Origin of the sequence: Nocardioides pymetrozini (assembly GCF_046058985.1) — a bacterium.
Lineage (GTDB): Bacteria > Actinomycetota > Actinomycetes > Propionibacteriales > Nocardioidaceae > Nocardioides.
The window spans coordinates 1,321,723-1,344,053 of sequence record NZ_CP175556.1 but is presented as its reverse complement, the minus strand read 5'-3'; the positions used below and the strand labels follow the sequence as shown (position 1 = coordinate 1,344,053).

Annotated in this window: 27 protein-coding genes and 1 tRNA gene; 10 read left to right on the top strand and 18 right to left on the bottom strand. The window is 73.7% G+C overall.

What is annotated here, in order from left to right:
- The first annotated feature begins 34 nt into the window (after positions 1–34).
- The 4 genes from ACJ5H2_RS06610 (at position 35) to ACJ5H2_RS06595 (ending at position 2,824) form a co-directional block, all read left to right on the top strand.
- Entirely contained in the window at positions 35–829 is a 795-nt protein-coding gene (locus tag ACJ5H2_RS06610) for an acyl-CoA thioesterase (protein ID WP_408898773.1), read from the top strand.
- A gap of 27 nt (positions 830–856) precedes the next feature.
- On the top strand, positions 857–1,795 hold the full coding sequence (dapD, locus tag ACJ5H2_RS06605; RefSeq protein WP_408898772.1) for a 2,3,4,5-tetrahydropyridine-2,6-dicarboxylate N-succinyltransferase: 939 nt from the start codon (positions 857–859) through the stop codon (positions 1,793–1,795).
- 67 nt (positions 1,796–1,862) lie between these two features.
- Positions 1,863–2,699, top strand: a complete 837-nt coding sequence (locus ACJ5H2_RS06600; RefSeq protein ID WP_408898771.1) for a hypothetical protein — start codon at positions 1,863–1,865, stop codon at positions 2,697–2,699.
- Positions 2,687–2,824, top strand: a complete 138-nt coding sequence (locus ACJ5H2_RS06595) for a hypothetical protein (RefSeq protein ID WP_408898770.1) — start codon at positions 2,687–2,689, stop codon at positions 2,822–2,824. The genes ACJ5H2_RS06600 and ACJ5H2_RS06595 overlap by 13 nt, the downstream gene beginning before the upstream one ends.
- Here ACJ5H2_RS06595 and ACJ5H2_RS06590 read toward each other — a convergent pair.
- Complete coding sequence (locus tag ACJ5H2_RS06590) at positions 2,817–4,718, bottom strand: hypothetical protein (RefSeq protein ID WP_408898769.1); 1,902 nt, start codon at positions 4,716–4,718, stop codon at positions 2,817–2,819. The genes ACJ5H2_RS06595 and ACJ5H2_RS06590 overlap by 8 nt on opposite strands.
- Before the next feature lie 68 nt (positions 4,719–4,786).
- On the opposite strand from ACJ5H2_RS06590, the gene ACJ5H2_RS06585 reads away from it, so the two are divergent.
- The gene (locus tag ACJ5H2_RS06585) at positions 4,787–5,176 is read left to right on the top strand and encodes a hypothetical protein (protein ID WP_408898768.1); all 390 of its coding nucleotides are present in this window, start codon (positions 4,787–4,789) and stop codon (positions 5,174–5,176) included.
- Positions 5,177–5,188: 12 nt separating this feature from the next.
- Here the strand turns inward: ACJ5H2_RS06585 and dapC are convergent, their stop codons facing one another.
- On the bottom strand, positions 5,189–6,304 hold the full coding sequence (dapC, locus tag ACJ5H2_RS06580; protein ID WP_408898767.1) for a succinyldiaminopimelate transaminase: 1,116 nt from the start codon (positions 6,302–6,304) through the stop codon (positions 5,189–5,191).
- A 20-nt stretch (positions 6,305–6,324) separates the two neighbouring features.
- The gene (gene fdxA, locus ACJ5H2_RS06575) at positions 6,325–6,651 is read right to left on the bottom strand and encodes a ferredoxin (RefSeq protein ID WP_179726966.1); all 327 of its coding nucleotides are present in this window, start codon (positions 6,649–6,651) and stop codon (positions 6,325–6,327) included.
- A 164-nt stretch (positions 6,652–6,815) separates the two neighbouring features.
- Here fdxA and ACJ5H2_RS06570 point away from each other — a divergent pair, with 164 nt between their 5' ends.
- On the top strand, positions 6,816–7,706 hold the full coding sequence (locus ACJ5H2_RS06570) for a GNAT family N-acetyltransferase (RefSeq protein ID WP_408898766.1): 891 nt from the start codon (positions 6,816–6,818) through the stop codon (positions 7,704–7,706).
- A 9-nt stretch (positions 7,707–7,715) separates the two neighbouring features.
- On the top strand, positions 7,716–8,111 hold the full coding sequence (locus ACJ5H2_RS06565; protein WP_408898765.1) for a low affinity iron permease family protein: 396 nt from the start codon (positions 7,716–7,718) through the stop codon (positions 8,109–8,111).
- On the opposite strand, the gene ACJ5H2_RS06560 is transcribed toward ACJ5H2_RS06565, so the two are convergent.
- On the bottom strand, positions 8,105–8,623 hold the full coding sequence (locus ACJ5H2_RS06560) for an N-acetyltransferase family protein (RefSeq protein WP_408898764.1): 519 nt from the start codon (positions 8,621–8,623) through the stop codon (positions 8,105–8,107). The two genes, ACJ5H2_RS06565 and ACJ5H2_RS06560, sit on opposite strands and share 7 nt — an antisense overlap.
- Positions 8,616–10,004, bottom strand: a complete 1,389-nt coding sequence (locus tag ACJ5H2_RS06555; protein ID WP_408898763.1) for a cystathionine beta-synthase — start codon at positions 10,002–10,004, stop codon at positions 8,616–8,618. The genes ACJ5H2_RS06560 and ACJ5H2_RS06555 overlap by 8 nt, the downstream gene beginning before the upstream one ends.
- Before the next feature lie 70 nt (positions 10,005–10,074).
- Between ACJ5H2_RS06555 and ACJ5H2_RS06550 the strand changes: the two genes are divergently transcribed.
- Positions 10,075–11,124 (top strand): SGNH/GDSL hydrolase family protein, encoded by a 1,050-nt coding sequence (locus tag ACJ5H2_RS06550; protein ID WP_408898762.1) that lies wholly within the window; start codon positions 10,075–10,077, stop codon positions 11,122–11,124.
- Positions 11,125–11,223: 99 nt separating this feature from the next.
- Here the strand turns inward: ACJ5H2_RS06550 and ACJ5H2_RS06545 are convergent, their stop codons facing one another.
- From ACJ5H2_RS06545 to ACJ5H2_RS06535, 3 genes are all read right to left on the bottom strand, one after another.
- Entirely contained in the window at positions 11,224–12,060 is an 837-nt protein-coding gene (locus ACJ5H2_RS06545) for a Bax inhibitor-1/YccA family protein (RefSeq protein WP_408898761.1), read from the bottom strand.
- Between the two features lie 130 nt (positions 12,061–12,190).
- On the bottom strand, positions 12,191–13,681 hold the full coding sequence (locus ACJ5H2_RS06540; RefSeq protein WP_408898760.1) for a cellulase family glycosylhydrolase: 1,491 nt from the start codon (positions 13,679–13,681) through the stop codon (positions 12,191–12,193).
- A gap of 50 nt (positions 13,682–13,731) precedes the next feature.
- Complete coding sequence (locus ACJ5H2_RS06535; protein WP_408898759.1) at positions 13,732–14,412, bottom strand: SAM-dependent methyltransferase; 681 nt, start codon at positions 14,410–14,412, stop codon at positions 13,732–13,734.
- A gap of 121 nt (positions 14,413–14,533) precedes the next feature.
- Between ACJ5H2_RS06535 and ACJ5H2_RS06530 the strand changes: the two genes are divergently transcribed.
- Positions 14,534–15,166, top strand: coding sequence for a ClpP family protease (locus tag ACJ5H2_RS06530; protein WP_408898758.1), 633 nt, complete (start codon positions 14,534–14,536; stop codon positions 15,164–15,166).
- Entirely contained in the window at positions 15,163–15,783 is a 621-nt protein-coding gene (locus ACJ5H2_RS06525; RefSeq protein ID WP_408898757.1) for a ClpP family protease, read from the top strand. Before ACJ5H2_RS06530 ends, ACJ5H2_RS06525 begins: the two co-directional genes overlap by 4 nt.
- Here the strand turns inward: ACJ5H2_RS06525 and ACJ5H2_RS06520 are convergent.
- The 10 genes from ACJ5H2_RS06520 to ACJ5H2_RS06475 form a co-directional block, all read right to left on the bottom strand.
- A complete protein-coding gene (locus tag ACJ5H2_RS06520) occupies positions 15,765–16,103 on the bottom strand; it encodes a helix-turn-helix domain-containing protein (RefSeq protein WP_408898756.1) in 339 nt (112 codons plus the stop codon). The two genes, ACJ5H2_RS06525 and ACJ5H2_RS06520, sit on opposite strands and share 19 nt — an antisense overlap.
- A gap of 70 nt (positions 16,104–16,173) precedes the next feature.
- A tRNA-Leu gene (locus ACJ5H2_RS06515) sits at positions 16,174–16,247 on the bottom strand.
- Between the two features lie 18 nt (positions 16,248–16,265).
- The gene (locus ACJ5H2_RS06510) at positions 16,266–16,829 is read right to left on the bottom strand and encodes a peptide deformylase (protein ID WP_408898755.1); all 564 of its coding nucleotides are present in this window, start codon (positions 16,827–16,829) and stop codon (positions 16,266–16,268) included.
- The gene (locus ACJ5H2_RS06505) at positions 16,826–17,350 is read right to left on the bottom strand and encodes a glycine cleavage system protein R (RefSeq protein WP_408898754.1); all 525 of its coding nucleotides are present in this window, start codon (positions 17,348–17,350) and stop codon (positions 16,826–16,828) included. Before ACJ5H2_RS06505 ends, ACJ5H2_RS06510 begins: the two co-directional genes overlap by 4 nt.
- A gap of 7 nt (positions 17,351–17,357) precedes the next feature.
- Entirely contained in the window at positions 17,358–18,095 is a 738-nt protein-coding gene (locus tag ACJ5H2_RS06500; RefSeq protein WP_408898753.1) for a uracil-DNA glycosylase, read from the bottom strand.
- The gene (locus tag ACJ5H2_RS06495; protein ID WP_408898752.1) at positions 18,092–19,021 is read right to left on the bottom strand and encodes an exopolyphosphatase; all 930 of its coding nucleotides are present in this window, start codon (positions 19,019–19,021) and stop codon (positions 18,092–18,094) included. The genes ACJ5H2_RS06500 and ACJ5H2_RS06495 overlap by 4 nt, the downstream gene beginning before the upstream one ends.
- Before the next feature lie 16 nt (positions 19,022–19,037).
- Positions 19,038–19,568 (bottom strand): DUF501 domain-containing protein, encoded by a 531-nt coding sequence (locus ACJ5H2_RS06490; protein WP_408898751.1) that lies wholly within the window; start codon positions 19,566–19,568, stop codon positions 19,038–19,040.
- Positions 19,565–20,173, bottom strand: a complete 609-nt coding sequence (locus ACJ5H2_RS06485; RefSeq protein WP_408898750.1) for an FtsB family cell division protein — start codon at positions 20,171–20,173, stop codon at positions 19,565–19,567. The genes ACJ5H2_RS06490 and ACJ5H2_RS06485 overlap by 4 nt, the downstream gene beginning before the upstream one ends.
- A gap of 23 nt (positions 20,174–20,196) precedes the next feature.
- Positions 20,197–21,474: a phosphopyruvate hydratase gene (gene eno / locus ACJ5H2_RS06480; protein ID WP_408898749.1), complete on the bottom strand. Its 1,278-nt coding sequence runs from the start codon at positions 21,472–21,474 to the stop codon at positions 20,197–20,199.
- A 132-nt stretch (positions 21,475–21,606) separates the two neighbouring features.
- On the bottom strand, positions 21,607–22,308 hold the full coding sequence (locus ACJ5H2_RS06475; RefSeq protein WP_408898748.1) for a ferritin-like fold-containing protein: 702 nt from the start codon (positions 22,306–22,308) through the stop codon (positions 21,607–21,609).
- Between the last annotated feature and the right edge of the window lie 23 nt (positions 22,309–22,331).

Sequence of the window (22,331 nt, the reverse complement as noted above, 5' to 3'; positions counted from 1 at the left end):
CGCCGTCGTCTCGCCGCTCCGGCACGATGGACGGGTGAGCCACCTCCTCGACGACGCGGTCGCCTCCGAGGCACTGGGCGACGGTCTGCATCGCGTCCAGGTCACGGCCGACTGGAACACCGCCAACCGGACCCCGAACGGCGGCTACGTGCTGGCACTGCTCCAGCACGCCGTGCTCCAGGAGTCGGTGCACCCGGACGCGCTGAGCATCTCGATCACCTACTTCCGCCCCGCGCAGCCCGGCGCGGCCGACATCCGGGTCCGGGAGGTCCGCAAGGGACGCCGGGTGTCGACGTACGACGCCGTGCTCACCCAGGAGGGCAAGGAGGTCGCCCACGCCGTCGTCAGCACCCACGACTGGGACGCGACGGGCTCCGTCGAGCACACCCCGCACGCCGCGCCGGACGTGCCGCGCCCCGAGGACTGCGTCGACGCGAGCGAGCTCATCCCGACGGGCATGGTCCCGATCCTCGACCGCTACAGCTACCGCGCCCCCGTCGTGGCGGGCTGGCTGCAGGGGAAGCCGAGCGGCGTGACCGAGTCGGTGTGCTGGATCCGCGCGGTCGACGAGCGCCCGGTCGACGCCCTCCTCGCGGGCGCGATGGTCGACGCCTTCCCGCCGGTCACCGCCGAGATCGGGCACCTCGCCTCGGCGACCATCCAGCTCACCGTCCACTACCGGCGCCGCCCCGACACCGTCTGGGCGCTGGGCCATGTCACCACCCGCCACGTGATCGCCGGCTACCACGACGAGGACGTCGAGCTGTGGGACGAGCAGGGCCGGCTGGTCGCCCAGAGCCGCCAGCTGGCGATCCTCGCCGAGGGCTAGACCGCTCCCCCACTAGGATCTCCTCACGTGACTGCCGCATGGGGCTTCGGCCTGACGACCTACGCCGCCGACCAGACCGTTCTCGACACCTGGTTCCCGAGCCCGGCGCTGGGCGAGAGGCCCGAGGGTGCGCAGGCTCCCGCCGAGCTGGTCGCCCTCGAGGGTCCCGACGAGGCACGTGGGGTCACCCGCAAGGTCAACCTGGTGGAGATCGCCGACCTCGCTGCCGCACCGGCGGACACCGTCGAGGTGTGGCTGCGCCTCCACCTGCTCTCGCACCGGCTCGTCGCCCCGCACGGTCAGAGCCTGGAGGGGATCTTCGGGCTGCTCACCAACGTCGTGTGGACCTCCGCGGGACCGTGCGCGGTCGAAGGCTTCGAGCTGACCCGGGCGCGGCTGCAGGCGGCCGGCCACCACGTCAGCGTCTACGGCGTGGACAAGTTCCCCCGCCTGGTCGACTACGTCGTCCCCGCCGGCGTCCGCATCGCCGACGCCGACCGCGTCCGCCTCGGCGCGCACCTGGCGGCCGGGACGACGGTGATGCACGAGGGCTTCGTCAACTTCAACGCCGGCACGCTGGGCACCTCGATGGTGGAGGGCCGCATCTCGGCCGGCGTCGTCGTCGGCGACGGCTCCGACATCGGCGGCGGAGCCTCGATCATGGGCACCCTCTCGGGCGGCGGCAAGCAGGTCATCTCGGTGGGCCGACGCTGCCTGCTCGGCGCCAACGCGGGCATCGGCATCTCGCTCGGCGACGACTGCGTGGTCGAGGCCGGCTGCTATGTCACGGCCGGCACCAAGGTCACCGTCCTCGAGCCCGGGAAGGACCCCCGCGTCGTCAAGGCGGCGGACCTGTCCGGTGCCAGCAACGTGCTCTTCCGGCGCAACTCGGTGTCCGGTGCGGTCGAGGCGGTCCCGTGGCAGGGCGAGGGCATCGCCCTCAACGCGGACCTGCACGCCAACTGACCCGCGTCCGTCCCGCGCTGGTCCCGCTTCCCGCCGGCACTACCACGCCCCACGCACACTGGGAGCCGTGGTGAAGCAGCGAGCCTGGGCGATCGCGGTCGGTCTCGCCGTCCTCGCGACGGTCGCGGCCGTCGGGATCGGCGTGCTGCGCGCGACCGACGAGCTGGTGGGTGGACCGGACGGCGACTGCACCGTCACGGTGGCCGACCACACCGTCGAGATCACGGGCGAGCAGGCAGAGAACGCGTCGCTGATCGCCGCGATCGGCGTACGCCGCGGGCTGCCCGCACGGGCGACGTCCATCGCCCTGGCCACGGCCTACCAGGAGTCGAAGCTGCGCAACATCGACTACGGCGACCGCGACTCCCTCGGGCTCTTCCAGCAGCGGCCGTCCCAGGGCTGGGGCACGCCGGAGCAGGTCCTCGACCCGGTCTACGCGACCAACGCGTTCTACGACGCGCTCGTGAAGGTGCCGGGCTACGAGGACATGGAGATCACCGTGGCCGCGCAGGAGGTGCAGCGCTCGGCCTTCCCGGACGCGTACGCCGACCACGAGGCGGACGGTCGGGCGCTCGCCTCGGCCCTGTCCGGGTTCTCCCCCGCCACCTTCAGCTGCGACCTCGACGGCGGGGCACCGTCGGCCGACACCGAGCTGGTCGCCAGCGGCCTCACGCCCCGCGCCGACACCCTGCGCACCGAGCTCCTGACCCGCTTCGGCCGCCTGCAGCTGGGCGGCTTCGCCCCGGACGGCGTCTCGACCGGTCACATGGAGGGATCGGCGCACTACGACGGGCGCGCGATCGACGTCTTCGTGCGCCCGGTCACCAAGGCCAACCGGACCAGGGATGGGCGATCGCGCACTGGTCGGTCGCGAACGCCGCCCGGCTGGGCGTGCGCACGGTGATCTTCGACGACCGGATCTGGACCGCCGGCCGCGAGGGCTGGCGCGACTACGACCCGCCCGACCGCGCCGGAGACCGGCGGATCCTCGAGCACCGCGACCACGTGCACGTCGACGTCTTCAGGTGACGACCTCCCACCGCAACGGGACCACCGGGTCCGGGACGTAGCTGCAGTGCGCGCCCGTGCGCACGGCGCGGTCGAGGTGCCCGCCGAGCTCGGGGTGCACCTCGGCGACCCGCGCGAGGGCGTAGCGCAACGAGCGGGTCACGCTGGTCCGGGCCCGCTCGGCGGTCCCGCCGGAGGTCCGCAGCCGACCGCCGAGGCCGACCGCGCCGGACAGCTCGGCGAGGAGGTAGTCGCGGTCGCGCTGGGCGAGCAGGCGGCGTGCCTCGTCGTTGTGGCGCTCGGCCTCCGCGAGGTCCTCCTCGACCTCGGCCAGGCGCCGCCGGTACGACGCGCGGGCCTCCTCGTCCAGGACCGGGAGGCCCGCCTCCACGAGACCGGCGCCCGCGAGCTCGACCGCGGGCACCGCCCGGCCGGGGCTGGCGAGCAGGTCCGCGAGCAGCCGGACCCCCTTGAGGTCGGGCAGCCACGCCTCGGCGCCGGCGTACGCGATCCGCCAGCGGTCACCGTCCCGAGCCAGGGTCGCCGTGTGGCCGGGCGCCCGCTCCTCTCCCAGCAGCGCGGCCACCTCCGCGGCGCGACCCGCCGCACCGAAGCCGGCGAACCCGGCGGCCGCGGCCTCCCACTCGAGACGAGCCAGGGCGTCGTCTCCGGCGGTGCGGTGGGCCTGCCCGAGGACCACCCGCGCGCAGGCCGCGTCGTACGGCGCCTCCAGCGCGGCCCATCCCTCGACGGCCGCATGGGCAGCCGCGACCGCACGGCCGGAGTCGCCCGCGACGAGGGCCGCCCGCGCCCGGGCGAGCGCGGCCTCGGCCCGCAGGGCATCGCTCGGGTAGCGCTCGTGGATCCGCGCGAGCTCGTCGGCCGCGGCGCCGGCGACGGGGGCGTCTCCGGTGGCGGCGGCGATCTCCGCCTGCGCGGCGAGCAGGGGCACCCGCCGCAGGTCGCCGAAGGGCGGGCGCTCCTTCCAGGGCAGGTCCATCGGGTGCTCGAGCTCGTCGCGGACCATCGCGGCCGCACCCGCCGCGTCACCGCGCGCCAGCCGGAGCAGGGCGAGTCCGGGCTGGGGCGTCCAGGCGTGCTCGTGCGCCTCCCGGAAGGCGGCCTCGGCGCCGTCCAGGTCGCCACGCCGCAGCCGGATGCTGCCGAGCTCCACCAGCGGCCAGCCGAACTCGCGGCGCATCCACGGCCGCAGCTCCGCGCACGCCGCCAGCGCCTCCTCCTCGGCGGCCTGTGCGGGCCCGGAGATGCGCAGCAGCTCGGCACGGTGCACGCGACAGCGGCCGTGCGTCGCGCCGAACGCCGGCCCGTGCCGCCAGCGCTCCATGACGTCGGTCCACTCGCGGGCCCGGTCGTGACGACCGAGCCAGAGGGCCGCGCAGATCAGCTCGCAGTAGACGTTGCCGGTCGTCAGCGGGTCGTACGACCCGGCCGCGAGGTCCACGGCGAGCTCGTCGAGGAGACCGATGCCCTCGTCGACCTCGCCCCGGTGGATCGCGAGCCGGGCCAGGGCGACCCGGCCGAGGCCGCGGGCCGGGTCGACGCCGAAGCGCTCACCGAGCTCTACCGCCTCCTGCGCGGGCGCCCGGGCTCCGTCGGGGTCGCCGGAGAGGAATCGCTCGTAGCTCGCGGTGATCGCCAGCAGCGCGTGCACCGGCCCCGGCGCGGCGGGTCCGAGGAGGCGCCGGGCGCGAGCCACCCAGCCCCGCACGGGAGCGAGCAGTCCCGTCTCGCAGAGGAGGTTGAGCGCCACCAGGGCCGCCGCTCGGGCCGCGCGCTCGGGCTCGTCGGCCTGCCGGTGGACGTCGTACAGCCGCTCCCAGGCGGCGACGGCGGCCTCGAAGTCGCCCGCGGCGTAGAGCTCGCCCGCCTGCCGCTCGAGGTCCTCGGGGCTCACTGTCGCATTGTGACACCGGTTGTCACGCCTTCACAGGTATCAGGCAACCACTCCGGAAGGACACCGCCATGCACGTCCACACCCTCGACCTGCCGGTCAAGATGAACGCCCTCGGCGCCACCGCCCGCCACCTCGGCGACTTCGGCACCGCCCACGGCCCGCTCGCCGCCGAGCATCTGAGCCTGGCCGCCGGCGTCGACGTCGCTCCCCTGCTCGCGGGGCTCGACGACGACCTGTGCTTCGCCGCGCACTGGGGCTATCTCGTGCGGGGACGCGTCGTGGTGACCTACGGCGACGGCAGCACCGAGACCTGCACCGGGGGCGAGGTCGTGCACTGGCCCGCCGGGCACACCGTGCGCGTCGAGGAGGACACCGAGCTGGTGATGTTCAGTCCCGCGGCCGAGCACCTCGCGGTCATGAACCACATGCTCGAGGTGCTGGCGACCATCCCGGCGTAGGCGGGGCGTGTCCTAGGACGTCAGCCGTGCGGCAGCCGCGGCGATGCGCTCGTCGGTCGCCGTGAGCGCGATCCGGACGTGGTGGGAGCCGGCGGGGCCGTAGAAGGCGCCCGGCGCGACGAGGATGCCCTGCTCGGCCAGGTCCCCGACGAGCTGCCAGCAGTCCGGGCCGTCCGGGCCCTTGGTGGTCCACAGGTAGAGGGACGCCTCGGAGTGGTCGATGGTGTAGCCGGCGGCCTCGAGCGCCGTGCGCAGCGTCGTACGACGCGCGCGGTAGCGCTCGTGCTGTTCCTTGACGTGCGCCTCGTCGCCGAGGACGGCGGCCATCGCGCGCTGCTGGGGCGCCGGCATGATCAGGCCCATGTTCTTGCGGACGGCGAGGAGCTCGGCGACGACCGCGCGGTCACCCGCGACGAACCCGCACCGGTAGCCGGCGAGGTTGGACCGCTTGGACAGCGAGTGCACGACCAGGATGCCGTCGGCCGAGCCGCCCGAGATGTCGGGGTGCAGCACCGACCACGCCTCGCCCTCCCAGACGCAGTCGAGATAGCACTCGTCGGACACGAGCAGGACGCCCCGCTCCCGGCACCAGTCGACGACCTTGCGCAGGTGCTCCTTCGGGAGCACGCGACCGGAGGGGTTCGAGGGCGAGTTGAGCCACAGCAAGCGCGGCGTCTCCGGCCCGAAGGCGGTCAGCGAGTCGGTGGCGACGGCCGTGGCCCCCGCCAGCGCCGCGCCCACCTCGTAGGTCGGGTAGGCGAGGGTCGGGTAGCCCACGAGGTCGCCCGGTCCGAGGCCCAGGAAGGACGGCAGCGAGGCGATGAACTCCTTCGACCCGATCAGCGGGAGCACCTGGTCGAGGCCGAGCCCGGTCACCCCGTGGGTGCCGGCGAGCCAGTCGACCACGGCCTGGCGCAGCTCGGTGGTGCCGACCGTGAGCGGGTAGCCGGGTGCGTCCGCGGCGGCGGCGAGCGCCGCGCGCGCGACCTCCGGCGTCGGGTCGACCGGCGTGCCGATCGACAGGTCGACGATCCCGTCGGGGTGTGCCCGCGCCCGCTCGGCGTACGGGGGCAGCTTGTCCCACGGGAAGTCGGGCAGCCGGCCCGAGACGGCACCGAGGGTCACCATGGAACGGCTCAGTCGGCCCTTCAGTGGTCCTGGTTCTGCGGCTCGAGCGCGGCGACGAAGGCGGCGTCCTTGTCGATCTCGCCCATCTTGGCGGCACCGCCCGGCGAGCCGAGGTCGTCGAAGAACTTCACGTTCGCGTCGTAGTAGTCCTTCCACTCCTCCGGGACGTCGTCCTCGTAGAAGATCGCCTCGACGGGGCAGACCGGCTCGCAGGCGCCACAGTCCACGCACTCGTCGGGGTGGATGTAGAGCATCCGCTTGCCCTCGTAGATGCAGTCGACGGGACACTCGTCGACGCAGGCACGGTCCTTGACGTCGACGCACGGCTGCGAGATGACGTAGGTCATCGAATCCTCCTGGACCAGGAACGGGGCTAGCGGGGCGACACGACGGCGACCCCGATACGAAGGGGTTTCGTGTCGGGGCCCAGCCTAGTATCCCCACCGTGGCCGATGTGCGCCGACCCTCGAATGATGGACACCAGCCGGGACGGCATCTCCTCGGCCCTCACGTGGTGGGCCAGCGCGTCGTCGTACGCCGCCTGCTGCGCGGCGAGACCGGACCCACCGGGGGCCCGGCGTTCACCGACCTGCTCGGCACCTGCCTGTCGTGGGCGGACGGGGCGTGCGTGGTCCAGCCGGAGGCGGGCGAGCCGGTGCGGATCGCCGTCGCCGACATCGTCTCGGGCAAGCCGGTGCCGCCGCGACCGGCCACCCGGCTCCGAGTGAGCGCCCGCGATGCCGAGGCTCGCACGGGGCGGCTCTGGCCCTCCGTCGACCGGCAGTCGCTGGGCGAGTGGGAGCTGCGTGCGGACCGGGCACCGGTCGGCCCCCTGCGCAAGCGGGCCAACTCGTGTCTCGCCATGGGCGATCCCGGCCGTCCCGTCGCGGAGGCCCTGGCCGCGGTCGCGGCCTTCTACGCCGCCCGCGGGCGGGACCCGCTCGCCCAGGTCGAGGCCGACAGCGACGTCGAGAGCGCGATCGCCGGCGCCGGCTGGCGTCGCCTGGAGTACGGCGAGTCCGCCTTCTGGCTGGGCTCGGTGGCGCGGCTGCGACGCGCCCTCCCCTCGTCGTCGGCCGCACCCGCGGTCGAGCTCGCCGTGGACGGGTCCCGGGCGGTGGCGTCGGTCGATGCCGGGTGTGACCCGGTGGCCGAGGCCCAGGCCGCCGTCGACGGCGACTGGGTGGGCCTGCACGGCGTCACGGTGGACCCGGCGCACCGCAGGCGCGGCCTGGCCACCGCGGTCGTCGGCGAGCTGCTCGCGTGGGCCGCCGAGCAGGGCGCGATGACCGCGTGGCTGCACGTGGAGACCGACAACCCTGGTGGGCAGGCCTTCTGGCAGGCGCGGGGCTTCGCGCCCCACCACACGTGCCGCTACTACGCCCCCGGGACGCTCGCGTAGCCTCCCGGCATGGAGGAGAACCCCGCGTCGGAGTCCCGGCACACCACCAGCGGTCCCCCGCCCTTCGAGCGGTTCGTGGACGCCATCAACCTGCGGATCAGCCGCGCGCCGTTCTTCGGCGTGATCATCGTGGCGCTGGCGCTGTGGGCGCTCAGCAAGCCGCTGTGGAGCAGCACCACGAAGTGGGAGCTCGCCCTGCACACCGGCTCGGCCATCCTCTCGCTCCTGCTGCTCGTCCTCCTCGAGAACGCGGGGCGCCGCGGTCAGGAGGCCGCGCAGGAGAAGCTCAACGTGATCGCCGAGGCGCTCTCGGACCTCATGGCCCACCAGGCTGCGGACTCCGAGGACCTGCGCGCGTCCGTCCGGCGCCTGCGCGAGGCCGTCGGCCTCGAGCAGCGTCACTGAGACCGGACGTCCTCCGTCGCGCCGAGCTCGGCCAGCGGCCGGCCGGTGAGCCGGAAGGTCCGCCATTCGTCCAGCGGGCGGGCGCCGATCGCCTCGTAGAAGTCGATCGAGGGCGTGTTCCAGTCGAGGACCACCCACTCGACGCGGGCGTAGCCGCGGTCGACGGCGATCCGGGCCAGCGCCTGGAGCAGCGACCGACCCAGGCCGGTGCCCCGCGCCGCCGGCTCGACGAAGAGATCCTCGAGATAGAGGCCGGGAACTCCCTTCCAGGTCGAGTAGGTCGTGAACCACAGCGCCATCCCGACCACGCGCCCGCCCGACTCGGCCACCAGCACGCTCGCCACGGCGTCCTCGCCGAAGACCCAGCGGTGCAGGTCGTCCTCGGTGGTCTCGACCGCGTCGGGCTCGCGCTCGTAGTCGGCGAGGGCGCGGATCAGCCGGAGGACGTCGGGGACGTCCTCCGGCCGTGCGTACCGGACGCCGTCGGGCAGCGCGGGTCCGGCCTCAGCCACGCGCGAGGAAGTTGAGCAGGTCGTGGCGGGTGAGCACCCCGACCGGCTTGCCGTCCGCGTGGACGAGCACCGCGTCGGCCGACTCGAGCAGCGGCACCGCGGCGGTGGCGTCCTCGGTCGAGCCGATCGTGGGCAGCGCCGGTGACATGTGCTGCTCGACCGAGTCGGTCAGCCGGGCCTTGCCGGTGAACAGCGCGTCGAGGAGCGCCCGCTCGGACACCGAGCCGGCGACCTCGGCGGCCACGATCGGCGGCTCCGCGCGCACGACGGGCATCTGGGAGACGCCGTACTCCTGCAGGATCTGGACCGCCTCGGCAATGGTCTCGTTGGGGTGGGTGTGCACGAGGGCGGGCAGGCCGCCGGACTTGCCGTGCAGCACCTCGCCGATCGTCTGCGCCGGGCGGGGCTGGCCGGTGCTGAAGCCGTACTGGGCGAGCCAGTCGTCGTTGAACACCTTGCTCAGGTAGCCGCGGCCGGAGTCGGGCAGCAGCACGACGATCACGGCGTCGTTCTGGCCCGCCGCGGCGAGCTCCTGAGCCAGCTGGCGCGCAGCGAAGGCGGCCATGCCCGAGGAGCCGCCGACCAGCAGCGCCTCCTCGCGCGCCAGCCGGCGGGTGAACGCGAACGAGTCGGCGTCGGAGACCTCGATGATCCGGTCGGCGACGCCGCGGTCGTAGGTCTCGGGCCAGAAGTCCTCGCCGACGCCCTCGACGAGGTACGGGCGGCCGGTCCCGCCGGAGTACACCGATCCGGCGGGGTCCGCGCCGACGACCTGGACGTCGGCGTTCTGCTCCTTCAGATAGCGGCCGATGCCCGAGATGGTGCCGCCGGTGCCGACGCCCGCGACGAAGTGGGTGATCCGACCCTCGGTCTGGCGCCACAGCTCCGGGCCCGTCTCCTCGTAGTGGGAGCGGGGGTTGTGCGGGTTGGAGTACTGGTCGGGCTTCCATGCGCCCGGCTCGCTGGCCAGGCGGTCGGACACGTTGTAGTAGGAGTCGGGGTGCTCGGGCGCGACGGCGGTCGGGCAGACGACCACCTCGGCGCCGTACGCCTTGAGCACGTTGCGCTTGTCCTCGCTCACCTTGTCCGGGCACACGAAGACGCAGTGGTAGCCCTTCTGCTGGGCCACCATCGCCAGCCCGACGCCGGTGTTCCCGGAGGTCGGCTCGACGATGGTGCCGCCGGGCTGCAGCGCGCCGGACTCCTCGGCGGCCTCGATCATCCGGGTGGCGATGCGGTCCTTCACCGAACCGCCGGGGTTGAGGTACTCGACCTTCGCCAGCACCAGCGGTCCGCCGGTGTCGGGCAGGTCGAGGGAACGGTTGAGCCGGACCAGCGGGGTGTTGCCGATCAGCTCCAGCAGGGACTCGACGTACTCCATGTCCGCAGAATATCCACGGGGGGTGAGGTGCGAGCGCAGCGAGCCTCGAAGCCCTCCGTAGAGTTGCCGCGTGAGCAAGGCGTCCGCAGCCCGCAAGCTCGCCGCCGCCGCGCTGTACGGCGGGGGCGGGCTGTCCGCCCTCGGCGCCGGTCTCTACGGCGTGCTGACGGCCGAGGCGAAGCTGGCCCGCAAGACCATCGGCCCGGCGCGGGAGGAGCCGCCGCCGGACGCGACCGGCTGGTACGGCCGTGGCCGACCGGGTCCGGCGATCCGGATCGCCCTGCTGGGCGACTCGAGCGCGGCCGGCTACGGCGTCGAGCGGGTCGAGGAGACGCCCGGCGCGCTGGTCGCCTCGGCCGTCGCCGAGCACGCCGACCGACGGGTGTACCTGCGGGCCTTCTGCGTGGTCGGCGCCAAGTCCTCCGATCTGGCCGCCCAGGTCGACCTGGCGCTGCCGATCGAGCCGGACGTCGCCGTGATCCTGATCGGCGGCAACGACGTGACCCACGCCGTGCGGCCCTCGCACTCGGTCCGCTCGCTGTCGGAGGGCGTGCGCCGGCTGATCGCTTCCGGGGCGACCGTCGTCGTCGGCACCTGCCCCGACCTCGGCACGATCCAGCCGATCGCTCCCCCGCTGCGCCAGGTCGCCCGCGCGTGGTCCCGCCGGCTCGCCGCTGCGCAGACGATCGCGGTCGTCGAGGAGGGCGGTCGCACGGTCTCGCTCGGCGACATCCTCGGTCCGGAGTTCGCCGCGGCCCCCGCACTGCTGTTCGGGCCCGACCGGTTCCACCCCTCCGCGCAGGGCTACAAGGCGCTGGCCGGGGTCCTCGTGCCCTCGGTGCTGGCCGCGCTCGCGCACACCCCGGACGACGGCGCGCTCGAGGCCTACCGCGGCGAGGGCGTGCTCCCGGTGACCCGGGCCGCCGTCCAGGCCGTCAACGAGCCCGGCACCGAGCTGGGCGGGACCGAGGTCGGCGGTCGCCGGGCCGGCGTCCGGGGGCTCTGGGTCGAGCTGCGCCATCGCCGCTCGCGCCGGCACGTCCCCGGGGAGGCTCCCGAGGAGCACGAGAGCCACGACGGCGGGGGCACCGAGGCGCTGGCCGCCGCCGAGACCGAGTGACGCCGTCTCGGACATGCGGTCCGGACATGCGGTCCGAACAGGCGGCCGGACAGGCGGAAGGGCCGCCCGGGAGTCCCGGGCGGCCCTTCCGCGGTGAGCTCAGTCCTGCTGGAGGATCGCGAGGATCCGCAGCAGGTTGGTGTAGATCCAGACCAGGCTGACGGTCATCGCGAACGACGCGCGCCAGGACTCCCGCTCCGGGATCCCGTTGCGCACGCCCTGCTCGACGAAGTCGAAGTCCATGACGAGCATGAACACACCGAGCACGAGGCCGGCGACCGCGAACAGCAGGCCCAGCGGGCCGAAGCCGAACAGGCCGAGGTCGGCGCTGAACAGGCCCAGGATGATCTCGAGGAAGCCGAGCGCGACCATGCCGAACATCGCCGCGACCACGAAGGTGCGGAACTTGTTCCCGACCTTGATGTCGAAGACCTTGTACGCCGCCAGGGTTCCGGCGAAGGCGGCCATCGTGCCGAGCACCGCCTGCAGGACGATGGTGTCGCCGATGAAGGCGTCGAAGGTCTTGCTGATCGCACCGAGCGCGACGCCCTCGGCAGCGGCGAACGCGAGCACGAGAGCGGGGCTGATCTCCCGCTTGAAGGAGTTCACCAGGGAGAGGACGAACGCCAGGATGCCGCCGATGGCGGAGGCGGCGTAGAGCGGAGCCAGATCCTCGGCGACGTCGGCACCCTCGATGGCCGGGGTGAGGAACCAGGTCGCGGCCGCGGCGACGAACACCACGGCGAGGGTGATGGCGGTGGACTGGACGACCGAGTCGATCGTCATCCGGCCCTGGCGCGTGGTGGGCGCCTCGGGCGCGGGATAGCCGGGCTGGGTGTAGCCGCCGTACTGCGGCTCACCGAAGCCCTGGTAGGCAGCGGCTCCGGACCGGTTGAACTCCTCGGAGCGCCGGAACACCGGGTTGTTGCTCTGCATGGTCTCCTCCGCAGGCTTGCGAGTCTGCCGAACGGCCACGGCGGCCGCCCTTCACCTACAGTCTAGGTGTCTCGATGCTGGTGCAACGTCCAGGCGTCGCCGAAGGTTCCCGGCCCGGACGGGTACGCGCTCACCGCGCGGCGACCCGAACCGTCACCTCCTGGCCCGGGACGTCGGGCCGCACCTCGATCCGGCCCGCGGTGCCCGGCGTCCAGTCCCCGCCGGTGACGGCGACGTCGTAGCCGTGGGGGTAGTGGAGGGGGCTGACGAAGATCTCGGTCGGGGCGTCGCTGGCACGGGACCGGTAGCGAAAGGAGAAGGCTCCGGTCGTCGCGTCGAAGTCCATCTCCAGCGGGGTCCCCGCCGTCGCCTGGGCGTAGGTGCGCACCAGGACCCGCAGCTTGTCCGCCTTCACCGAGGCGAAGTCCGTGTCGTCCTCGAACATCCCCTGGGCGTCGTCGGCCGTGGTCGGGTCCTGCCACTGCTTGTAGGCCCAGTGCGTCCAGCCCATGAGGCTCTCGTCGGCGACCGCGGCGTCGATCTCGACCGCGCGCAGGTTGTCGGTCGCGCCCCACTCGCTCATCATCGGTGCCGCCTGCATCCGTTCGGCCTGGGCGAGCGCCGTCGCCGTCCGCTCCCTGCTGAACCGCCAGCAGTTCTCGACGTCGCCGACGGGCAGACCCTGCGACTCCAAGAAGACGTCCTGGCAGTAGTTGTGCCAGGAGTAGCCGAGCTGGGACTCGCCGGCCATCGGCTGGAGGTAGGTGGGGACCGGGCGGCCCGCGGCGAGCTGCTGGGGCTCCCACCACACGACGTTGTCGGGGTCGACCTGGCGGATCGCCCGGGTCACCTTCTCGTAGGCCGGCTGCAGCTCCCGCTCGTAGGCGCCCGCGCACCCGCCGGTGAAGCAGGAGAGCCACTCCAGGCCCATCCACGGCTCGTTGATGAGGTCGTAGCCCATGAGGTGCGGCTGGTCCTTCCACCAGCCGGCGGCGATCCGCCAGGCGGCGGCCCAGTGGTCGATGCCGCCGTGCCGGTTGGCCCAGAACTGGTCGAACACCGCCGACGTCTCCGGCGTCCAGTAGCCCATCGGGAAGGGCAGGTTGACCGGCGGGAGCAGGCCCAGCACCGCCGGCCGGTGCACCGCCCAGTCGGGAACGCCCTCGCCGCCGTACGTCTCGTGCCACTGGTCCTGGTGCATGTCGAGCTGCATCCAGATGCCGCGCTCGGACAGCAGGTCCATCACCCGCTGCCAGCGGGTGCGGTAGGTCGGGTCGCCGACGCCCGGCGCGTCCGGCGTGATGCCGGCCCACAGCGTGCCGAGGCGGACCCCGTTGAACCCGTGCTGGGCCAGCCACTGCGCGTCCTCCTCGGTGAAGCCCTCGGCGGAGTCCGGCGGGACGTAGGGGTCGAGCTTCCACACGAGGTTGAACCCGTGCACGATCACGACCCGTCCGTGCTCGTCCACGAGCCACCGGCCCTCGCGGCGCAGCTGCGGCGGGTCGTCCTCCGCCGCCTGGGCGGGCGCGGGCGCACCGACGGTGACGGCAGCCAGGGTCAGGACGAGGGTGACCAGGAGGACGCCACGGCGCAGCAGACGAGAACACGTTCTAGGGAGCACGTGCGGCAACGTACCGGAGCGACGTGACCTACGTCACCCGCTCGGGTGGGTCAGCGGCGTCGCAGGCGGACCACCGTGTCGCGCACGAGCAGGGGCCCGTCCGGCATGGCCTGCTCCCGCACCGGGGTGTCGGCGACCTCGACCTCCCACCCCCCGTCCGCACGCTCGGCGTCCAGCGTCTCGAGGACCCGCCCGGGCTCGAACATCAGTCCTGGACCGTGGTCGTGGCGGGCACCGGTCGCGACGTCGTCGGGGTGGTGGGCGGTGACGAGCAGCCGCCCGCCGGGCGCGACCGCGTCGGCGATGCCCCGGTAGATGGCGGAGAAGTCCGCCTGCGGGACGTGGAGGAAGCTGACCGTCACCAGGTCGAAGCTCCGGCGACCGACCGGGCGCGGATCGGCGAGAGCGTCGTAGAAGCCCAGCCGGATCCGGTCGGCCACGCCCTCCTGCTCGGCGTGCGTGGCGACCTTGGCGAGCGCGACCTGGGACACGTCCACCGCGGTCACCCGCCAGCCCTGTGTGGCCAGCCACACGGCGTCGGCGCCCTCGCCGCAGGCGACGTCGAGAGCCGTGCCCGGCGTCAGGTCGGCGACCTGCTCGACCAGCCGCTGGTTGGGCCGGCCGCTCCAGACGCGGTCGGCGCCGCCGTACCTCTCGTCCCAGAAGCCGGCGGTGAGGGCCTCGCGCAGGTCGGTCAGCGTGTGCTCGTGCTGGTGCTCGTGACGGTGCATGGGACCACTGTCTCGCTTCAGGTGCACATGAAGTCAAGGCAGGCCGCTGCCCTCAGCAGCCGCTCGCTGCCGAGAGCGGATCCGCCTGGTCCGCGGCCGCCGAGCCCCGGACAGTGGCGCCATGAGCGACGACAACCGACCCCGCATGTTCGACGACCGGGTACGACGCGAGCTGCTGCAGCAGCGGGTGCTGGTCCTCGACGGTGCCCTCGACGACGACAACGGCATGCTGCTGACCTCCCAGCTCGTCGGGCTGGCCGCCGAGGACCCGCACGCCGACATCGCGCTGTGGATCCACTCCCCGGGTGGCTCGGTCCCGGCGATGCTGGCGATCCGCGACGTGATGCGGCTGGTGCCGTGCGACGTCGCGACCCTGGCGCTCGGCATCGCCTGCAGCGCCGGGCAGTTCCTGCTCTCCTCGGGCACCCGTGGCAAGCGGCGGGCGCTCCCCCACGCCCGGATCCTCATGCACCAGGGCTCGGCGGGCATCGGCGGGACCGCCGTCGACGTGGAGCTGCAGGCCCAGGACCTGCGCCACACCCGCGACACCGTGCTCGCCCTCATCGCCGAGGACACCGGTCAGCCGCTGGAGCGGGTCTTCGAGGACTCGCTGCACGACCGGTGGTACTCCGCCTCGCAGGCGCTCGAGTACGGCTTCGTCGACGAGATCGTGGCGTCGTACGACGTCCTGGCACCGCCGCGCCGGGTGCCGCTCGGTCTCGGCACCTTCGCGTCGGCGGGAGCATCGCGATGAGCTCCTACCTGGTCCCCAACGTCATCGCCCAGCACCCGCGCGGCGAGCGGATCATGGACGTGTACTCCCACCTGCTCACCGAGCGGGTGGTCTACCTCGGAACGGCGATCGACGCGGGGGTGGCGAACTCTCTGGTCGCGCAGCTGCTGCATCTCGAGGCCGACAACCCCGACCGGGACATCCAGCTGTACATCAACTGCGAGGGCGGCGACCCCAGCGCCATGCTGGCGGTGCACGACACGATGCAGTTCATCCGGCCTCAGGTCGCCACGACCTGTGTCGGCCAGGCCATCGCGGTCGGCGCGGTGCTGCTGGCGGCGGGCGCTTCGGGCAAGCGGGCCGCGCTGCCGCACGCGCGGGTGGTGCTGCACCAGCCGGCCGCGCAGGGACGCGGCGCCATCCCCGACCTGATCCTCCAGGCCGACGAGGTGGTGCGGGTGCGCGCCGACATCGAGCAGATCCTGTCGCGCCACACCGGTCAGGACACCGCCACCCTGCGCGCGGACACCGACCACGACCGGGTGTTCACCGCCGAGGCGGCACGGGAGTACGGCCTGATCGACCACGTGATCGCGGCCCGCGCCCCCGCGACGGTGGCTCAGGCGGCGAGGGCGTAGGCGGAGGCGGCCGGCTGGGCCTGCGGCGCCGGCACGGACAGCGGCCGGGGGCGTGCGGGCGCGCCAGCGGCGTAGAGCTCGCCGGCCACCGCCGCCGTCAGGTCCAGCAGGGTGGTGTCGAGCGCGCCGAGGACCGCGGCAATCATCTCGCTGCTCGGCTCCTTCACGCCGCGCTCGATCTCCGAGAGGTACTGCGGCGAGATGCCGGCTCGCCCGGCGGTCTCGGTCAGCGTCTCGTCGCGCTCACGGCGCAGGTCGCGCAGCCGTCGTCCCACCAGCTCCCGCCACAGCGGCTCCGCCGCAGTCTGCTCCTCGGCCATGCCTCATCGTAGGCAGCCGTCCGGTCGCCGACGGAGGCTCACGGGAGATGTTCTGCTCTCAGCAGAACGGTGCCCCCGCTGGGACTCGAACCCAGACTGCGCCGCTTTTAAGGCGGCTTCCTCTGCCGGTTGGGATACGGGGGCCAGGACTCCGAGGGCTGCTCAGAGGTAGGTCTGGCGAGGATAGACCGCGTGCGCGCCCGCCACCCGGTCGAGGAAGAGCAGACCGTCGGTGTGGTCGATCTCGTGCTGCAGGGCACGTGCCTCGAACGCGTCGGTGCTGAGCTCCACCAGCTCGCCCGTGCCGGGCAGCCAGCCGCGGACCGTGAGCCGGGAGGCGCGCTTCACGTCGCCGGTGAGGTCGGGAACGCTCATGCATCCCTCCCGGGCCCGCTCGTTGCGGCTGGCGGCGACGATCTCGGCGTTGCAGAGCACGAAGGTGCCGTGGCCGGTGCGGGCCTTGGGGTGCGCGGTGACGTCGACGCAGAACACGCGCGCTCCCACGCCGACCTGGTTGGCCGCCAGACCCACGCACCCCGGGCTGACCCGCATCGTCGCGACGAGGTCGGCGGCGAGCTGGACGACGTCGGGCGCAGCCGGATCCACGTCCGCGCCGCGCGCCGCGAGCACCCCCTGCGGCGCCCGTACGACGGAGCGCACCGCGCCCTCGACGCCGAGCTCCACCTCGGTCCAGGCAGCGACGCGCTCGCTCCCCGCGGCGCTCACAGGTCGTCGGCCTCGGCCGGGCGCAGCGTGGCGGTGACCCCGACCCGACCGGCGGCCGCGCGGATCTGCTCCGCGACCGTGGCCGGGTCCGCCGCGACGGGCAGCTCGAGCTCGGCGACGAGCAGGTAGAGGTCGCCCGCGAGCCGGGTGGTGAGGTCGGTGATGTTGCCGCCGGCCGCGGCGACCTCGCCGACGACGGCGGAGACGATGCCGGAGCGGTCGCCGCCGTGGACGGTCAGCACCCATGCGCTGCCGCCGGACGCGGACTCCGGCTCCGCAGTGACGGCGCGGACCGCGACGTCGAGGCTCCCGTCCGCGGTCAGGGGCGCCAGGGCCCGCTCGATCGTGGAGGCGTCGACGACGCCTCGGCACAGCAGCATCATCGCGAAGTGCCCGCGCAGCAGCGTCATCGTGGAGTCCTCGATGTTGAGCCCGAGCTCCGCGAGGCCGGCGGTCGCCGCCGCGATGATGCCGGGGCGGTCGCGGCCGAGGACGGTGACGGCGTGCAGGTCGGTGCTCACCCCGGCATCATCCCAGCCCGTCGGCCTCCGCGATCGTGCGGGCACGCGCCAGGACGGCGTCGGTCATCGGCTCGGTGAGGCGTCCGGTGAAGGTGTTGTGGGGGCTGGGGTGGAAGCAGCCGAGCAGCACGACGTCGTGGCCCGCGAGCCGTCGCGTGGTGCGGCCCAGGGTCGCCTCGGCGCCGTGCGCGAAGCGAGGGCGCGGCCGCGGCACCGTCCAGCCGGCCCGCCCCAGCGCGTCGAGGGACGCCTGCCACCCGATCGCGCCCAGCGCCACCACCACCCGCAGGCGTGGCGCGAGGATCGCCAGTTCCCGGTCGAGCCAGGGCGCGCACGCCGCGCGCTCCTCGGGCGTCGGCTTGTTGGCGGGCGGCGCGCAGCGGACCGGCGCCGCCATCCGCACGTCGGTCAGCTCGAGGCCGTCGCCGATCGCGACGCTCTCCGCCTGGCTGGCGAGCCCGACGCGGTGCAGGGAGGCGAAGAGCCAGTCCCCGGACCGGTCGCCGGTGAACATCCGGCCGGTCCGGTTGGACCCGTGGGCGGCGGGTGCCAGGCCGGTGACGAGGATCCGCGCGTCCGCCGGCCCGAAGCCGGGCACCGGGCGCGCCCAGTAGTCCTGGTCGGCGTACGCCGCGCGCTTCTCCCGCCCCGCCTGCTCGCGCCAGGCGACCAGCCGCGGGCACTTCCGGCACCGGCTGACCCGGGCGTCCAGCCGCACCATCGCCTCCGTCGGGCTCTCGCTCATCGCACCAGCGACCACGCGATCCCGTCGAGGATGTCGGTCTCGGCGACCGTGACGGTGCCGACCGACAGCCGCTCCAGGACGCCGGCGACGACGAGGCCGCCCGCGTCGATGACGTCGGCCCGACCGGGGTGCATCCAACCGAGCGCGCGCCGCTCCGCGACGCTCATCGCGAGCAGGCGGTCGACCTGGGCGCAGAGGTCCGCGACGGCGAGCACGCGACCGTGGATCAGCGTGCGGTCATAGGCGCCGAGGCCGAGGGCGCCGGCGGCGAGGGTGGTGTGGGTGCCCGCGACGACCACGACCGTGCGCGCCGCGGCCGGGTCGACCGGTGACGCGTCCAGCGCGGCGTCGACGTCGGCGGCCACCGCGGCGATCTCGTCGCGGGTGATGGGGTCATGGCGCACGTGCCGCTCGTGGAGGCGCACCGAGCCGATGTCCATGGAGTGCGCCGCGGTCGGACCGGTGCGCGGATGACCGAGGATGAGCTCGGTCGAGCCGCCTCCGACGTCGACGACCAGCGCGGGGTCCTCGACGTCCGCGACGCCCTCCAGCCCCCGCAGCGCGCCGGCGAACGCGAGCCGAGCCTCCTCCTCGCCCGAGAGCACCTCCGGGTCCGTCCCCAGCCGGGCCCGCACACCGGCCGTGAAGTCCGCGGCATTGGCCGCGTCCCGGGTCGCCGACGTGGCGCAGAAGCGGATCCGGTCGGCGGTGACGCCGGCGCCGGCGATGATCGCGGCGTACTCCTCGATCGCCGCCCAGGCCCGGGACAGCGCCTCCGGCGCGAGCCGTCCGGTCGCGTCGACCCCCTGGCCGAGGCGGATCATCCGGCTCTCGCGGCGGACGCTCCCTGGGTCCTCGGGATCGCCGACCAGGAGCTTGATCGTGTTGGTGCCGCAGTCGACGGCAGCCACCGCGCTCGTGCTCACCGGTGCCCCGCGCGCACTACTCGGGCCGCTCGGGCGGCTCGGGGGCGACGCACGGGCCCTTGTCCCACCAGTCGCCGAGGATCTCCAGGACCTCGTCCCCGAGCGGGTTCACGCCCGGGCCGGCGGCCAGCGCGTGGCCGGCCAGGACGTGCAGGCACTTGACCCGGTCGGGCATGCCGCCCGCCGAGATGCCGTCGATCTCGGGGACCTCGAAGCCGCCCTCCGCCCCGACGGAGGCGCGATCGGCCAGGTAGGCCTCGTGCGCACTGCGGTAGGCGGCCGCGAGCTCGGCATCGGTGCCGAGCCGGTCCTGCATCTGGCGCATCAGCCCGGATGCCTCGAGGGTGCCGATGCGCGAGCAGACCCGCGGGCAGGTGAGGTAGTACGTCGTGGGGAACGGCGTGCCGTTGGGCAGCCGCGGCTCGGTGGTGACGACGTCGGGGTTGCCGCAGGGGCAGCGGTGCCCGATCGCGTGGACCCCGCGCGGCGGCCGGCCGAGCTGAGCCGCGATGACCGCCTCGTCCGTGCTGGTCATGGGCTCGCTCACTGGGGCAGGTCCTCCTTGGGTGCCTTGATCTCGTCCTGGGGGTCGCGCACCTTGGTGGGCGGGTTGCCGGCGACCTTCATCGAGTCCCACACCCCGCCGTACCAGGTCTGCCGGTCCGGGTCGTCGACCTGTGCCGGGTCGCCCAGCTCGGCGGAGGCGTCGAGCGGGTTGCCGTGCTCGTCGACGACGACGAACGGGGTGTCGCCGGGGGCGACGTACCCGAGGCGGGCGCGCGCCTGCTGCGAGACGTAGGCCGGGTCGTCCCATCGCGCCTTCTCGTCGCGCAGGTCCTCGATCGTGGCCTCGCGCTCGGCGATCTGGGCCTCGAGCCGCTCGATGTTGCCGCGCTGTTGGAGATAGGCCCGCAGGGACGAGGCGTAGGAGACGGCCAGCACGGCGAGGACGAGCACCAGGATCGCGGCACGGCTCGTGAGCCGAGCCTTGTGCTGGTGCTCGGCGCGCGCACGCACGAGCGCCGCCTCGCGCTCGCGGGCGGCCCGCTTGCGCTCGGCCTTGAGCCGCTCCGCGTACCGCGGTCCCGACCGCCCCGAGCGGGGGCGGCCGGGCTTGCGCGACGGACGGCGGTCGCCCGGTGTCACGGCCATGGCGCGGCTCCTGGTGGGATGGGTCAGCCCTGGTAGCGCGGGAAGGCGCCGGCTCCGGCGTAGCGCGCGGCGTCGCCGAGCTCGTCCTCGATGCGCAGCAGCTGGTTGTACTTCGCGACCCGCTCGGACCGCGCCGGGGCGCCGGTCTTGATCTGGCCGCAGTTGGTCGCGACCGCGAGGTCGGCGATCGTGGTGTCCTCGGTCTCGCCCGAGCGGTGGCTCATCATGTTGCGGTAGCCGTTGCGGTGAGCCAGCTCGACGGCGTCGAGGGTCTCGGTGAGCGAGCCGATCTGGTTGACCTTGACCAGCATCGCGTTCGCCTGGCCGCCGGCGATGCCGCGCTGCAGGCGCTCGACGTTGGTGACGAAGAGGTCGTCGCCGACGAGCTGGGTCGTGTCGCCGAGCTGGTCGGTGATCGCCTTCCAGCCGTCCCAGTCGTCCTCGTTGAGCGGGTCCTCGATGCTGACGATGGGGTACGACGCGACGAGCTCGGCGTAGTAGGCGATCATCTCCTCCGCCGACTTCTTCGCGCCCTCGAAGGTGTAGGACCCGTCCTCGAAGAACTCCGAGGCGGCGACGTCGAGGGCGAGCACCACGTCCGTGCCGAGCTCGTAGCCGGCCTTGACGATCGCCTCGGCGATCAGGTCGAGCGCGGCCCGGTTGGACTCGAGGTCGGGCGCGAAGCCGCCCTCGTCGCCGACGCCGGTGGCCAGGCCCTTCGCCTTGAGGACCGACTTGAGCGCCTGGTAGACCTCCGCGCCGACCCGCAGCGCGTCGCGGAAGGTCGGGGCCCCGATCGGCGCGACCATGAACTCCTGGATGTCGACATTGGTGTCGGCGTGGGCGCCGCCGTTGAGGATGTTCATCATCGGCACGGGCAGCAGGTGGGCGTTGGGCCCGCCGACGTAGCGGTAGAGGGGGAGGTCGGCGGAGTCGGCCGCCGCCCGCGCCACGGCGAGCGAGACGCCGAGGATCGCGTTGGCGCCGACCTGGGCCTTGTTGGGGGTGCCGTCGGCGGCGAGCAGGGTCTGGTCGACCAGCCGCTGGTCGGCGGCGTCGAGGCCCTCGACGGCGGGGCCGAGCACCTGGATCACGGCGTCGACGGCCTTCTGGACGCCCTTGCCGGCGTACCGGTCACCGCCGTCGCGCAGCTCGACGGCCTCGAAGGCGCCCGTGGACGCGCCGCTGGGCACCGCCGCCCGGGCGAAGGACCCGTCGTCGAGAAGGACCTCGACCTCGACGGTGGGGTTGCCGCGGGAGTCGAGGATCTCGCGGGCTCCGACGGCTTCGATCGCTGCCACGTGTACTGCTCCTGGAGTCGGGGACGGGCTGTCGTCGCGGTCAGCCTAGACCGCGGGACGCCCGGGACCGGGCAGCACCCACCGGGCGTGGGATTCCGGTCCGACTCTCCGGGCACGGCGCCGCAGCGCGGGTCAGGCCTCCAGGCCGAGCTCGGCCATCCGCCCCAGGTGTCGCTCCGTGAGCCGGGTGAACATCCGGCCCAGCGCCGCGAGGTCGAGGCCGGGGCGGTCGACCCCACCCGCGAGGAGTGCCGTGAGCGCGTCCCGGTCGGCGGCGACCCGCTGCGCCTGGGTCAGCGCCTCCCCCATCAGTCGGCGGCCCCACAGGGCGAGCCGTCCGCCGAGGCGCGGGTCCTCGGCGATCGCCGCACGCACCCGGTCGACGACGAACGCCGCGTGGGTGCCCTCCTCCATCGTGGAGATGACCAGGTCGCGGGTCTCGGGGTCGAGATAGGCCGCGATCTCGCGGTAGAAGTCGTTGGCCAGGCCGTCGCCGACGTACGCCTTGACCAGGCCCTCGTACCAGTCCGCGGGCGCGGTGTGCTGGTGGAAGGCGTCGAGGGGCTCGCGGAACGGCGTCATCGCCGCGAACGGGTCCGCGCCGAACGCCCGGATCCGCTCGTGCAGGGCGTGCACCTTGGCGAGCTCGCCGCTGGCCATCGTCGCGAGGTCGACCTTGTCGGCCAGGCTCGGCGCCAGCTTCGCGTCCTCGGCGAGCCGCTCGAAGGCGGAGATCTCGCCGTACGCGATCGCTGCGAGGAGGTCGACCACGGCCTCCCGGTACGCCGGGTCGCCGTCGGCGGTCAGGGGGCTCGCGTCGGCGGATTCAGCCATGGCCCGAGCGTACAAGGGCGGCG